Genomic DNA, 13,875 nt, shown 5'->3' on the forward strand with positions numbered 1-13,875 from the left:
GGCAGGTCGCGGATTATAGCGAAGACTGCGCCCATGCACACCCGCTGTCTGGCCCGGGAGTCTTTCGTGCAACGGCGGTGTATGCCAAACTCAGCGCCTTTCGGGCTTTCCTTTCAGGATTTATGCTTCCCTTGTCACCCAGTTTGCTACCCAGCCTCGCCGCCGCCATCCTGTATGCCGCTGCGACCCTCTACCAGGGCACCCGCCTGGCCAAATGCGTCAAGGCCGACAAACGCCTGCTCGCAGGCCTTGGCGGCCTCGCCCTGGTGGCGCACGTCGCCAGCCTCCTTACCCACCTGATGACACCGATCGGCCTGGGCCTGGACTTCTTCAGCGCCGCCAGCCTGATCGCGGCTGCCGTGATCGGCCTGACGCTGATCGCCTGCACGCGCATCCCGGTGGAAAACCTGCTGGTGCTGCTGTTTCCGCTGGGCATGCTCACGGTGCTGCTCGCACAGTTCGCCCCTACCGGTACGGTGCAGGTGATCGATGAGGAGCCGGGAATCCTGTCGCATATCCTGCTGTCGATCCTGGCCTACGGCATGTTCACCATCGCGGTGTTCCAGGCCCTGCTCCTGCTGTTGCAGGATCACCAGCTCAAGCACAAGCACCCTTCGGGCCTGATCAAAAACTTCCCGCCGCTGCAAACCATGGAAAGCCTGTTGTTCGGGTTCCTGTGGGCCGGCTGGACGCTGCTGTCGCTGTCGCTGATTTCCGGCTGGCTGTTCGTCGAGAACCTGTTTGCCCAGCACCTGGTGCACAAGACCCTGCTGGCCTGCCTGGCCTGGGTGGTGTTCAGCGTGCTGCTATGGGGCCGCAACCGCCTCGGCTGGCGCGGGCACAAGGCAATCCGCTGGACCCTGGCCGGTTTCTGCCTGCTGATGCTGGCCTATTTCGGCAGCAAGCTGGTTCGCGAATACATCCTGCATATCTGACGGGCAGCAAACATGGACAACTTGCCCCTGGGGCCGATGCTCGCGGTAATCGCCCTGCTGGTGTTATGGGCCGCGCTGTTTACCGCCATCGAAACCGCACAGCAGCACCTGCTGGCGCTACGCCCCGGCACACGCCAGGGTGACAAGGCGGCCGCACGCCTGAACTTCCCGCGCAACAGCCTTATCCTGTGCAACACCCTGTGCCGGGGCATGGTGGTGATGCTCTGCACCCTGCTGGCGATTTATGCCTGGGAGCACAATGGGCCGTGGCTCGGCTGGGCGATCTCCAGCGCCCTGCTGCTGGTGCTGGCCGACTACCTGCCCCGCGCCCTGGCCATCCGCTACCCTCAAGCGGTGCTGGGGTTTGGCAATGCACTGCTGGGCGTGCCGTTGAAACTCCTCTATCCACTGGCCTGGCTGCTCAATGGCCTGGGCCTGTCGCTGCTGCGTCCGTTCGCACGCAAACCCGGCGTGGTGAAACACAGCGATGACCCCCTGCCTGATCATGACGACGAGCCGCAAGCCGATACAGATGAAGACCGCACGCCTGGCATGCCCGGCATCCATGCCCTGGACAACATCACGGTCAATGACATCCTGGTGCCGCGCAGTGAAGTGGATGGCATCAACCTGGATGATTCGATCGACGAGATCATCGAACAACTGCGTACCAACCCGCGCACTCGCCTGCCGGTGTTTCACAGCGACATCAACCAGGTCGAAGCCGTGCTCAATACCCGCCAGATCCAGCACCTGCTGCCCGATGCCAGCCTGAGCAAAGACGCGCTGCTGGCAGCCTGCCACGAACCTTACTTCGTCCCGGAAAGCACGCCATTGCAACTGCAACTGCTGAACTTCCACAAGCAGCAGCGGCGCCTGGGCATGGTGGTGGATGAGTACGGCGAAGTGATGGGTATCGTCACCCTGGAAGATATCCTCGAAGAAATCGTCGGCGAGTTCGAAAGCGAGCAGATTGCGGACAATCCGCATATCGAGGCCCAGACTGACGGTCGCTACATCATTGACGGCGCCGCCTCGATCCGCGACCTGAACAAGAGCCTGACCTGGCACCTGCCCAGTGACGGACCCAAGACCCTCAACGGCCTGGTGACCGAAGCACTGGAGACCATTCCGGATTGCGCGGTGTGCCTGAAGATCGGCCGGTATCGCCTGGAAATCCTCGAGACCGAGGACAACCGGGTCAGCAAGGTGCTGATCTGGCATACCCATCGCGTACCTGTCGCCGTCTGACGGATTTGCGGTGGCTGCTGCGCCCCTGTTGTTCCTATAATCCCCGCGAGCCCCGCCCACCCAGCCCATGGGTGTTCGACCAATAACAATGACCGCCAGGGATACCTCATGACCACCACGTATAACGAGGCAGCGCCTGCCGCCCCGAGCAATTCGACCGCACGGGTTGCCACCGCAAGCATTGTCGGCACCGCCATCGAGTTCTACGACTTCTATATCTACGCCACCGCAGCCGCGCTGGTGATTGGCCCGGTGTTCTTCCCGCAGACCTCCGGTACCGCGCAGATGCTCGCGTCGTTCCTGACCTTCGGCATCGCCTTTATCGCCCGTCCGCTGGGCTCGGCGCTGTTTGGCCACTTCGGCGACCGCATCGGCCGCAAGTCGACACTGGTCGCTTCGCTGCTGCTGATGGGCGTGTGCACCACGCTGATCGGCTTGCTGCCCGGCTACGACAGCATCGGCGCCTGGGCGCCGATTCTGCTGTGTGTGCTGCGCTTCGGCCAGGGCCTGGGCCTTGGCGGGGAATGGGGCGGCGCGGCGTTGCTGGCCACCGAGAACGCCCCCAAGGGCAAGCGCGCCTGGTTTGGCATGTTCCCGCAACTGGGCCCGTCCATCGGGTTCCTGGCGGCCAATGGCCTGTTCCTGATTCTGGCGATGAGCCTGAACGATGAGCAGTTCCGCAGTTGGGGCTGGCGTATTCCATTCATCCTCAGCGCGGCGCTGGTGATGGTCGGCCTGTACGCACGCCTGAAGCTGCATGAAACGCCAGTGTTCGCCAGTGCCGTGGCCAAACAGGCGCCGGTGAAAGTGCCGCTGGTGGAGCTGTTCAGCCAGCATTGGCTGCCGGTGCTGCTGGGCGCCGCGTCGATGGTGGTGTGCTACGCGCTGTTCTATATCACCACGGCGTTTTCCCTGAGCTATGGGGTGTCGACGCTGGGCTACAGCCGCGAAACCTTCCTCGGCCTGCTGTGCTTTGCGGTGCTCTTCATGGGCCTGGCGACACCACTGGCGGCGCTGGCCAGTGATCGTTACGGACGCAAGCCGGTGCTGATCGTCGGCGCGGTGCTGACGATGCTGTCGGGCTTTACCATGGAACCGCTGCTGACCCAGGGCTCGACCTGGGCGGTCGCCTTGTTTCTGGCGCTGGAGCTGTTTCTGATGGGCGTGACGTTCGCGCCAATGGGCGCGTTGCTGCCGGAGCTGTTCCCGACCCGCGTGCGTTATACCGGCGCATCAGCGGCCTATAACCTGGGTGGCATCGTGGGGGCTTCAGCGGCCCCCTTCTTCGCGACCAAGCTGGTGGCGATGGGTGGGCTGAGTTATGTGGGTGGGTATGTGTCGGCGGCGGCGCTGATCAGCTTGATTGCGGTGCTGTGCCTGAGAGAGACGCGGGATAATGATCTGAACAAGGTGGCCTGATAGACCACTATCGGGAGCAAGCCCCCTCCCACATTTGATCGGGTTCACAGGATTGGATTTGTGAATACATTCAAATGTGGGAGGGGGCTTGCATCCCGATGCTTTCAGAGCTCTACAACAACAGCCTTCGAAGCACGGGTCGCCTTGGCTCGAGCAGCCTCAATCGACTCATCCCGCGCCAACGCCACACCCATGCGGCGCTGGCCATTCACTTGCGGCTTGCCAAACAACCGCAACGCCGTATCGGGCTCGCTCAACGCCGCGCCGAGGTTGGCAAACGCGGTCTGCGTCGACTGCCCCTCTACCAGAATCACCGCCGATGCCGAAGGGCCAAACTGACGAATCAACGGAATCGGCAGGCCCAGAATGGCGCGCGCGTGCAGGGCAAACTGCGAGAGATCCTGGGAAATCAGGGTCACCAGGCCTGTGTCGTGGGGGCGCGGCGACACTTCGCTGAACCACACCTGATCCCCTTTGATGAACAACTCCACACCAAACAGGCCACGACCGCCCAAGGCTTCGGTCACGGCTTTGGCGACGCGCTCGGATTCGGCCAGAGCCACCGGGCTCATGGCCTGGGGCTGCCAGGATTCCTGATAGTCGCCCTTCTCCTGACGATGCCCCACCGGCGCACAGAACGTGGTACCGCCGATATGGCGCACGGTCAGCAGGGTGATTTCGTAGTCGAAGTCGATGAAGCCCTCGATGATCACGCGACCTTTGCCAGCACGTCCGCCCTCCTGGGCGTAATCCCAGGCTTTCTGCACGTCATCGGCGCTGCGCAACAGGCTCTGGCCCTTGCCCGACGAACTCATCACCGGCTTGACCACGCACGGAAAACCCAGCGCCTGCACGGCCTGGCTGTAGTCCTCGAAGGTGTCGGCGAAGTGATACGGCGAGGTCGGCAGGTCCAGCTCTTCGGCAGCCAGGCGACGGATGCCTTCACGGTTCATGGTCAGCGAGGTGGCACGCGCGGTCGGGATCACGGTGAAGCCTTCGGCTTCCAGCTCAACCAGGGTGGCGGTGGCGATGGCTTCGATTTCCGGCACGATGAAGTGCGGTTTTTCCGCCTCGATCACCGCACGCAGAGCTGCGCCATCGAGCATGTTGATCACATGGCTGCGATGCGCCACCTGCATGGCCGGCGCGTTGGCGTAGCGATCCACGGCAATCACTTCAACGCCCAGGCGCTGCAGCTCGATCACCACTTCCTTGCCCAGCTCACCGCAGCCACACAGCATTACGCGGGTCGCGGTTGGCGACAATGGAGTTCCGATTCGGGTCATCTCAGGTCCTCAGGGGAGCGGATCATGGGGAGAAAGGCCGGCATTTTACATGAACTGTAAAAATTGGCCTCAGTTGACGACAGCCCGTTTACGCATGCGCCAGGCCATCACCAGCCACACCACGGTCACCCCGGCGAACTTCGACACCAACGCCGTGCCTGCCACGGCCGGGGTCAGCGCGCCGATCAGGCCGAAGAAGATGAAGGTATCCAGAGGAATGCTCAGCGCCGAGCTGATCCACAGGCGGTCGTGCAACGGGCGCTTGGTGATGCTGAACACCAACCAGTCGATGCATTCGGACACCGCGAACGCCGTGGCGCTGGCCAGGGCGATGGACGGGTCGGAGGTGATGTAGGACAGCACCAGCGCGGCCAGCATGGCAATGATCGCGCCGTGGCCAAAGCGGGTTTGCACCATGTCGCGCAGGATGAACACCAGCCCGCCCCAGGCGGACCAGATGACGTCCAGGTGCGGGGCGGTGGAGAAGGCGAAGTTGATCAGCACGACGCTGCTGATGTAGGCGATCAGGAAGAGCATGGGGGTAGGGCCTGTGGGTAATTATGTTGTCAGAGAAGGCCTCATCGCAGGCAAGCCAGCTCCCACCCTGGAGGGGGTTCACATCGCTTGCTCTGTGAATACATTCCAGGGTGGGAGCTGGCTTGCCTGCGATAGCGGCCTGTCAGGCGCCGGACTTCCCCGGCATCATAAACACCAAACCATCGGCCACCGCCCGCTCATGACACAACCCCAGCACCACCCGACGCTCGGCATTGTCCATACGGCTCCAGCGCGTAATTTCATCCACCTTGCGCTGGCAGCCGGTGCAGATATCGTCATCATCCAACGCACAGATACTCACACACGGCGAGGCGACAGGACGTTCGGCCGGGTTCATTCCTGCTGCTCAACCAGGTCACGCGCGTACCGCTGGGCGTTGTGCACATAGTGGGCAGCGCTGGCTTCGAGCATGCGCTTTTGCGCCTCGGTCAGCTCACGCACCACCTTGCCCGGCGAGCCCATCACCAGTGAGCCGTCGGGGATGTCCTTGCCTTCACCGATCAGCGAATTGGCGCCGATGATGCAGTGCTTGCCGATTCTGGCGCCATTGAGGACCACCGCATTGATGCCGATCAGGCTGTAGTCACCCACCGTGCAGCCGTGCAGCATGGCGTTATGGCCGATGGTCACGCCGGTGCCCAGGGTCAGCGGGTAGCCCATGTCGGTGTGCATCACGCTGCCGTCCTGCACGTTGCTGTTCCTGCCGATCAGGATCAGTTCGTTGTCGCCCCGCAACACCGCGTTGAACCACACGTTGGCGCCCTCCTCCAGCTTGACCTTGCCCACCAGCGTGGCATTGGGTGCCACCCAGCTGTCGGGGTGCGTCTCGACGCGGGCGTCGCCCAGGCGGTATTTCATGGTGTGTCCTCGCGGCTTGCCATTTGGGTGATGGCTTAGATATTGATGAAGCTCTTGGGCGGTTCGTGCAGGCTGATCCTGGCATCGTCATACAGCAGGTTGATCAGCTCGACGATCATGATGGCGGTCAGCCCCCAGATCTTGTACTCGCCAAACCGATAGCTCGGCACGTACCAACTGCGGCCCTGATAATCGATGCGATGAGTGTGTTCGCGCGGGTCCTGACGGAAAAAATCCAGTGGCACACTGAAAACAGCGGCAATTTCGGCGTCGTTGGCCAGGTACTCGACGTAATCGGGAACCACCCCCACATAAGGCGTAACGCGAATGCCATGCAGGGAGATCAGCGGGCTCAAGGGGCCGATCACCTCCACCAGGCCCGGCGGCAGGCCGATTTCCTCTTCGGCTTCACGCAGCGCGGTGAAAATCAGGTCCGGGTCTTCGGGGTCACGGCGCCCGCCGGGAAACGCGACTTCGCCGCCATGGGTCGACAGCCCGCTGGCGCGCAGGGTCAGGATCAGCTCGGGTTCGTCGCTGCGGGTGATGGGCACCAGCACAGCGGCCTCGGGGAACCGCCCGTCGGTCTCCAGCGTGTGCGGCGTGTGATTGCTTACCCGGCGAAGTAGCTCGTCCAGCATGAGTCATCTCGGTCTGTTGGCTACCTCGCATCATGCACCAAAGCCAGCGGGCGCCCAACCCCAAAACCGCAAGCCTGTCGTGAAACGACAACTTGCAGGAACGCCTGGCACCAAGCCAAGATGCACGCACTCTCCAGGAACCCGAGCATGAACTTCTGCAGCCAGTGCGGCAAACCGGTCACCCAACGCATCCCCGATGGCGACGCGCATCTGCGTTATGTGTGCGATCACTGCCACACCATCCACTATCAGAACCCCAATATCGTCGCCGGCACGTTGCCGGTCTGGGGCGACAAAGTGCTGCTGTGCCGCCGTGCCATCGAGCCGCGCCTGGGCTACTGGACCCTGCCTGCGGGCTTCATGGAAAACGGCGAAACCGTCGAACAGGCCGCCGTGCGCGAAACCTTTGAAGAAGCCTGCGCGCGCATACGCAATTTGCAGGTCTACACGTTAATCGACGTGCCCCATATCAATCAGGTGCATATTTTTTACCGCGCAGAGCTGGTCGACCTGGACTTCGCCGCCGGCATCGAAAGCCTTGAGGTGAAGCTGTTCGACGAGGCCGATATCCCCTGGTCCGACCTGGCTTTCCGCACGGTTGGGCGTACCCTGGAATGCTTTTTTGCCGACCGTCTGCAACGGACCTTCCCGGTGCGTAGCGAAGCGGTGCCACCCATGTCGAAAATCGCCCGGTCCTGATCCGGCTCCCAGGAAATCGTGTCAATGCGTTGGTTGCTTGCTCTGCTCTGCCTGTCGTTCGCCACGCTATCGCCGGCGTCCACCCTGGAAACCCTGGGCGGCAAACCGGTGGAAAAAGTCCTGGTACTTAAATCTGCCCACCAATTGCAGTTGATCAACGACGGCAAGCCCCTCAAGACCTACCGCATCTCCCTGGGCAAGAACCCCAAGGGCCACAAGCTGATCGAGGGCGACCGCCGCACGCCGGAAGGCTTTTATTGGCTCGACTGGCGCAAGGTCAGCGATCGCTACAACCTGGCCATGCACATTTCCTACCCCAATATCAGCGACGCCGCCCGCGCCCGCCGCGAAGGCGTGAAGCCGGGCAGCATGATCATGATCCACGGCACACCCGACACCGAAGACTACCCGGAGCAGTGGTTCCACACCCTGGACTGGACCGATGGCTGCATCGGCATGCGCAATGTCGACATGCGCGAGGTATGGAACCTGGTCAAGGACGGCACCCTGATCGAGATCCGCCCCTGATCCTCAACCGCTCGTAAAATAATTCGAAATAAATTCCCGCCCCTGGCAGCGCCCGCCGGTGAATACCAGTTCACCGCGCGGGCTTGCGCCGTTCTGCGCGCCATAAAGACCTCTCTAATACCACTTGATACCAGGCCCCAATACAGGGCCCTGAAACCGCCACCTGCACGATTTTGGGTGCATTGACATGGTATCTAAGTGGTATTAGTTTCCGGCCAATACCGGGCGACAACACTCCAAATAACGCATCGGACACTCACTCATGAACCCCATCCTGGCCTTGCGCCCCGACGACACACAGTCCACGCCGCTCTACCTGCAGCTGGCCCGCAACCTGGAAGCGGCCATCCATGCCGGCGAGTGGAAATCGGAGCAGGCCTTGCCTTCCGAGCGCGTACTCAGCGAGCAATTGAGTATCTCGCGGGTCACCGCACGCAAAGCCCTGCAAGTGCTGTTTTCCCAGGGCCTGATCCGCCGCAGCCAGGGCTCCGGCACCTTTATCACGCCACGCCTTGAACAACCGCTGTCGCGCCTCTCGGGCTTCAGCGAAATGCTGCGCCTCAAGGGGTTTGTGCCCAGCTCGCATTGGCTGGAGCGCGATATCACCCCGCCAACCCACGAAGAGCTGATCCGTCTCGCCCTGTCGCCCACCGACAAGGTCGCGCGCCTCAAGCGTTTGCGCAAAGCCGATGACACGGTCATGGCCATCGAAATGACCACCCTACCCGCCTCGGTGCTGCCGCAGCCGCAGGCATTGGGCAATTCGCTCTACGAATACCTGGAAGGCATCGGCAAGCCCATCGTGCGCGCCCTGCAGCACGTGCAGGCGATCAACGCGTCGGACGAGTTCGCCGCCCTCGTGGGCATCGCCCCCGGCACCGCCATGCTGCTGAGCTGCTGATGTCCCGTGTCGGCTACACCGCCGACAACACGCCGATTGAAATCACCGATACCTATTGCCGCAACGACTACTACGACTTTGTCGCAGAGCTGCGCCGCCATGACTACTCCGCTGAGCTGCGGCTCTAGAGAACTGCCCATGTCCGAAGACAATATCCTCACACCCCACGGCTGGATTCGCGGCCGCCTGGTGCACGAAAACGGCCGGGTGAGCGCCATCCAAGGCACGCCCTGCGATCCGGCCGACAACGACTTGCCTTACCTGCTGCCGGGCTTTATCGACCTGCATGTGCACGGCGGTGGCGGTGCCGACATCATGGAAGGCGCCCAAGCCTTCGAAACCATCACCCGCACCCACGTGCGCTTCGGCACCACCTCATTACTGGCCACCACCATGACCGCGCCGGTGGAGGACATTTCCCGAGTACTCGGCCAGCTCGGCACCTTCTGCGAGCAACGCCCGTCCGGCAGCGCGCGGGTGCTCGGCGTCCACCTGGAAGGCCCCTACATCAACCCGGGCAAACTCGGCGCCCAGCCCAACTTCGCCCACACCGCCTTGATGGCCGAAGTGGAGGCTTACCTGGCCCTGGCGCCGATCCGCGTGATCACCATCGCGCCGGAAATCGCCGGCCACGCGGCATTGATCCGCGCCCTCAGCGAACGCGGCGTGCGCATGCAGATCGGCCACACCCTGGGCAGCTATGAAGAAGGCGTGGCCGCCCTCGAAGCCGGCGCCACCAGCTTCACCCATTTGTACAACGCCATGAGCCCGCTGCATCACCGCGAACCCGGCATCGTCGGCGCCGCGCTGGCCCACGCCCAATACGCCGAACTGATCCCGGACCTGCTGCATGTGCACCCCGGCGCCATGCGCGTGGCCCTGCGTTCGATCCCGTGCCTGTACTGCGTGACCGACTCCACGGCCGCCGCCGGCATGCCCGACGGCGAATACAAGCTGGGCAGCCACACCGTGACCAAATGCCTGGGCGGTGTACGCCTGGCCGACGGCACCCTGGCTGGCAGCACGCTGACCATGGACCAGGCGCTGCGCAACCTGGTGAAGATCGGCCTGCCCATCAGCGAAGCCTCACAACGCCTGTCGCAATTTCCTGCGGACTACCTGGGCCTGCCGGAGCGCGGCCGCCTGCAACCCGGCAGCTTTGCCGACTGCGTGCGCCTGGACCGCGCCCTGACCCTCACCGACGTAATGGTCGAAGGAGAAACCATTGACTTCAAAAATGCTTGAAGAGGCCTTGGCCTCCGCTGATGCCGTCGCCGCACAACTGCAACGGCTCGGCCCGCCACTGGAGAACATCGCCGGGCACCTGCGCCGCCAGCCGCCGCAGGTGGCGATGACCATCGCCCGGGGCAGTTCGGACCATGCCGCCAGCTACTTCGCCTACCTCGCCATGCAGCATGTGGGCATCCCGGTGGCGTCGCTGCCGATGTCGGTGGTGACCCTGTTGCAGGCGCCGTTGCAGGTCACAGGCCAGGTGGCGTTCGGCTTCTCGCAGTCGGGACAGAGCCCGGACCTGGTCGACAGCCTGCGCCTGCTGCGCAAGCGCGGAGCCTTGAGTATCTCGCTGGTCAACGCCGAGGACTCGCCGCTGGAAGCCACCTGCGAATTCCACGTGCCACTGTGCGCCGGGCCGGAACTCAGCGTGGCGGCGACCAAAAGCTTTATCGCCACCCTCAGCGCCAGCGCGCAGTTGATCGGGCACTGGAGCCAGGAAGCCGATTTGCTGCAGGCATGCCGCGCCTTGCCCGATGAGTTGCGTGCAGCTGCCACACAGGATTGGACCCAGGCCATCGAGGCCCTGAAGGACAGCCAGCGCCTGATGGTGATCGGCCGTGGCGCCGGATTTGCGGTGGCCCAGGAAGCCGCGCTCAAGCTCAAGGAAACCTCGGCAATCCAGGCCGAAGCCTTCAGCAGCGCCGAAGTGCGCCATGGGCCGATGGCCTTGATCGACGAAAACTACCCGCTGCTGGTATTCGCCCCGCGCGGTGCCGAGCAGGCCGGCCTGCTGAGCCTGGCCGCCGATATGCGCCAACGCGGCGCTCGGGTGTTGCTGGCCGCGCCGGACGATGTCATCGAGCGCGACCTGACCTTGAGCCGCGCCGAGCACCCGAGCCTGGACCCGATCCTGGCCATCCAGAGCTTTTACGTGATGGCCGCAGGCCTCGCTGAAGCACGGGGCATGGACCCGGACCAGCCGCGTCACCTGAGCAAAGTTACCCGCACTCACTGAGTGGTGTTTTCCTGATGAGTACCGTGCCCATGTCCAACAACAATAATGTTTTGACCCTCAGCGCCCCCCTCAGTGGGCCGATGCTGGCCTTGGGCAGCGTCCCCGATGACGTGTTCGCCAGCGGCGCGCTGGGCGACGGTATCGCCATCGACCCGTTGAATGACTGCCTGCATGCGCCGTGCGACGGGGTCATCATCCACGTCGCCCGCACCGGGCATGCGTTGACGATTCGCGCGGCAAACGGCGCCGAATTGCTGATGCACCTGGGCATCGACACCGTGGAGCTGGGTGGCGAAGGCTTTGAGCTGCTGGTTGAGCACGGCGCGCAGGTGAGCGACGGGCAAGCGCTGATGCGCTTTGACCTGGACCGCATCGCGCGACGGTGCAAGAGCCTGGTGAGTCCGATCATTCTGACCAACAGCGAGCGCTTTGAACTGACGCCGTGTGCATTGAAAACCGTGAAGGTTGGCGAGCCATTGATGCGGGTCTCTGTGCGTTCGTCAATTTCCGCTGAAGCCGCTGTGGATAACCTCGGCGTCGAGGCCAGCGCCAGCGTACGCATGACCCATCGCGGCGGTCTGCATGCGCGCCCGGCGGCGCTGATTCGCAAAACGGCAGCTGGCTTCAGCAGCCAGTCGCACTTGCACTTCGCCGGTCAATCCGCCGCCTGCGATAGCCTGATTGGCCTGATGGGCCTGGGCATTGGCGAGGGCGATGAAGTGCGCGTCAGCTGTCACGGCAACGATGCCGATGCGGCGTTGCAGGCATTGGTGGCAGCCTTGTCCGTGGCGATCAGCGAAGCCCGTCAGGCTGAGGCTGTTGCCGCCGCGCCACACCGGGTCAGCAGCGAAGCCGGCGTGCTGCAAGGCGTGTGCGCCGCACCCGGCCTGGTGTGCGGGCCGTTGATCCGCCTCAGCGGTATTGAGCTGCCTGCCGATACCGGTGGCCATCGCGTCAATGAACAACTCAAACGTCTGGACGCAGCACTGGAGCAGGTACGCGGCGAAATCCGCAACACGCTGGCGCTGGCTCGGCAGCGCAAAAACGCCGAGGAAGAAGACATCTTCGCCGCCCACCTGGCCCTGCTGGAAGACCCGGCGTTGCTTGGCGCCGCCAGCGCATCCATCGAACAGGGCAGCGCCGCCACCCATGCCTGGCGCGATGCAATCCAGGCCCAATGCGCGGTGTTGCTGGCGGTGGGCAAACCGTTGTTCGCCGAGCGCGCCAATGACCTGCGCGACCTGCAACAGCGCGTGTTGCGCGTCTTGCTCGGTGAAGCCTGGCACGTCGAATTACCGGCGGGAGCGATTGTCAGCGCCCATGAGCTGACGCCCTCGGACCTGCTGCAACTGAGCGCGCAACAGGCCGTCGGTATCTGCATGGCCGAAGGCGGCGCGACCTCCCATGTAGCTATTTTGGCGCGGGGCAAAGGCCTGCCCTGCGTGGTGGCGTTGGGCACCGAACTGCTCGATGTGCCCCAGGGTCAGCGCGTGGTGCTGGACGCCGCCAACGGTCGCCTGGAACTGGCGCCCAGCGAGGCGCGTCATGTCCAGGTGCACCAGATTCGCGACGCACAGCAACTGCGTCGCCGACAGCAACAAGCCCAGGCTCAACTGCCGGCCCTCACCACCGATGGCGTGAGCATTGAAGTGGCCGCCAACGTCGCCTCCAGCGCCGAGGCCCAGGTAGCCTTCGAAAACGGTGCCGATGGCGTGGGTCTGCTGCGCACCGAATTCCTCTTCGTCGACCGCCGCACCGCGCCGGATCAACAGGAACAGCGCCAGGCGTACCAGGACGTGCTGGATGCCATGGGCGATAAATCGGTGATCATCCGCACCATCGACGTGGGCGGCGACAAGCAGCTCGACTACCTGCCACTCCCCGCCGAAGCCAATCCGGTGCTGGGCCTGCGCGGTATTCGTCTGGCCCAGGTGCGGCCCGATGTGCTCGACCAGCAACTGCGCGCGCTGCTGCAAGTATCGCCGCTCGGACGCTGCCGCATTCTGCTGCCGATGGTCAGCGAGGTGGATGAATTGCTGCAGATCCGCCAGCGCCTGGATGAACTGTGCGCCGAGCTGGGCCTCACACAGCGCCCGGAACTGGGCGTGATGATCGAAGTGCCCGCCGCCGCGCTGATGGCCGAGCAGCTCGCGCGGCATGCCGACTTTTTGTCCATCGGCACCAATGACCTGTCCCAGTACACCCTGGCCATGGACCGCGACCACGCCGGCCTGGCGGCACGGGTCGACGCGTTGCACCCGGCCCTGCTGCGGCTGATCGCCCAGACGTGCGCGGGGGCAGCGACGCACGGGCGTTGGGTGGGTGTGTGCGGTGCGCTGGCATCCGATCCATTGGCGACACCGGTGCTGATCGGCCTGGGGGTCAGCGAGCTGTCGGTAAGCCCGCTGCAGATCGGCGAAATCAAGGACCGCGTCCGCCACCTGGACGCGGCGCATTGCCGGCAACTGAGCCAGGGCCTGCTAGACCTGAGCAGCGCCAAGGCCGTTCGCCACGCGTGTCAACACCACTGGCCGCTGAGCTGACAACAACAAAA

The 13,875-nt window shown here is 63.7% G+C and carries 13 protein-coding genes and 1 pseudogene; 9 read left to right on the forward strand and 5 right to left on the reverse strand.

The features are described from left to right. Positions 1 to 122: 122 nt before the first annotated feature. The 3 genes from H045_RS15855 (at position 123) to H045_RS15865 (ending at position 3,605) form a co-directional block, all read left to right on the forward strand. A complete protein-coding gene (locus H045_RS15855) occupies positions 123 to 935 on the forward strand; it encodes a cytochrome C assembly family protein (protein ID WP_003238926.1) in 813 nt (270 codons plus the stop codon). A gap of 12 nt (positions 936 to 947) precedes the next feature. After that, positions 948 to 2,186: a transporter associated domain-containing protein gene (locus H045_RS15860; RefSeq protein ID WP_015372880.1), complete on the forward strand. Its 1,239-nt coding sequence runs from the start codon at positions 948 to 950 to the stop codon at positions 2,184 to 2,186. A gap of 108 nt (positions 2,187 to 2,294) precedes the next feature. Further along, on the forward strand, positions 2,295 to 3,605 hold the full coding sequence (locus H045_RS15865; protein ID WP_003238929.1) for an MFS transporter: 1,311 nt from the start codon (positions 2,295 to 2,297) through the stop codon (positions 3,603 to 3,605). A gap of 104 nt (positions 3,606 to 3,709) precedes the next feature. On the opposite strand, the gene purT is transcribed toward H045_RS15865, so the two are convergent. The 5 genes from purT to H045_RS15890 form a co-directional block, all read right to left on the reverse strand. After that, on the reverse strand, positions 3,710 to 4,891 hold the full coding sequence (purT, locus tag H045_RS15870; protein ID WP_003238931.1) for a formate-dependent phosphoribosylglycinamide formyltransferase: 1,182 nt from the start codon (positions 4,889 to 4,891) through the stop codon (positions 3,710 to 3,712). 69 nt (positions 4,892 to 4,960) lie between these two features. After that, positions 4,961 to 5,428, reverse strand: a complete 468-nt coding sequence (locus H045_RS15875; protein WP_015372881.1) for a VUT family protein — start codon at positions 5,426 to 5,428, stop codon at positions 4,961 to 4,963. Positions 5,429 to 5,570: 142 nt separating this feature from the next. Then, complete coding sequence (locus tag H045_RS15880; RefSeq protein ID WP_015372882.1) at positions 5,571 to 5,786, reverse strand: DUF1289 domain-containing protein; 216 nt, start codon at positions 5,784 to 5,786, stop codon at positions 5,571 to 5,573. Continuing rightward, the gene (locus H045_RS15885; protein ID WP_003238937.1) at positions 5,783 to 6,307 is read right to left on the reverse strand and encodes a gamma carbonic anhydrase family protein; all 525 of its coding nucleotides are present in this window, start codon (positions 6,305 to 6,307) and stop codon (positions 5,783 to 5,785) included. The genes H045_RS15880 and H045_RS15885 overlap by 4 nt, the downstream gene beginning before the upstream one ends. A 35-nt stretch (positions 6,308 to 6,342) precedes the next feature. Then, positions 6,343 to 6,945: a CoA pyrophosphatase gene (locus tag H045_RS15890; RefSeq protein WP_003238938.1), complete on the reverse strand. Its 603-nt coding sequence runs from the start codon at positions 6,943 to 6,945 to the stop codon at positions 6,343 to 6,345. A 147-nt stretch (positions 6,946 to 7,092) separates the two neighbouring features. On the opposite strand from H045_RS15890, the gene H045_RS15895 reads away from it, so the two are divergent. The 6 genes and pseudogenes from H045_RS15895 (at position 7,093) to ptsP (ending at position 13,864) form a co-directional block, all read left to right on the forward strand. Beyond that, a complete protein-coding gene (locus H045_RS15895; RefSeq protein ID WP_015372883.1) occupies positions 7,093 to 7,644 on the forward strand; it encodes an NUDIX hydrolase in 552 nt (183 codons plus the stop codon). Positions 7,645 to 7,668: 24 nt separating this feature from the next. Beyond that, the gene (locus H045_RS15900) at positions 7,669 to 8,172 is read left to right on the forward strand and encodes a L,D-transpeptidase family protein (protein ID WP_015372884.1); all 504 of its coding nucleotides are present in this window, start codon (positions 7,669 to 7,671) and stop codon (positions 8,170 to 8,172) included. 262 nt (positions 8,173 to 8,434) lie between these two features. Further along, a pseudogene (locus H045_RS15905) lies at positions 8,435 to 9,201 on the forward strand (GntR family transcriptional regulator). A 10-nt stretch (positions 9,202 to 9,211) separates the two neighbouring features. Continuing rightward, positions 9,212 to 10,318 carry an N-acetylglucosamine-6-phosphate deacetylase gene (gene nagA / locus H045_RS15910; protein ID WP_015372885.1) on the forward strand — a complete coding sequence of 369 codons (1,107 nt, stop codon included), beginning with the start codon at positions 9,212 to 9,214 and terminating at the stop codon, positions 10,316 to 10,318. Further along, positions 10,311 to 11,321 (forward strand): SIS domain-containing protein, encoded by a 1,011-nt coding sequence (locus tag H045_RS15915; RefSeq protein WP_003238948.1) that lies wholly within the window; start codon positions 10,311 to 10,313, stop codon positions 11,319 to 11,321. Before nagA ends, H045_RS15915 begins: the two co-directional genes overlap by 8 nt. Before the next feature lie 29 nt (positions 11,322 to 11,350). Next, positions 11,351 to 13,864: a phosphoenolpyruvate--protein phosphotransferase gene (gene ptsP, locus H045_RS15920; protein ID WP_015372886.1), complete on the forward strand. Its 2,514-nt coding sequence runs from the start codon at positions 11,351 to 11,353 to the stop codon at positions 13,862 to 13,864. The last annotated feature ends 11 nt before the right edge of the window (positions 13,865 to 13,875 follow it).

The sequence above is a fragment of the Pseudomonas poae RE*1-1-14 genome, from assembly GCF_000336465.1.
Taxonomy (GTDB): domain Bacteria; phylum Pseudomonadota; class Gammaproteobacteria; order Pseudomonadales; family Pseudomonadaceae; genus Aquipseudomonas; species Aquipseudomonas poae.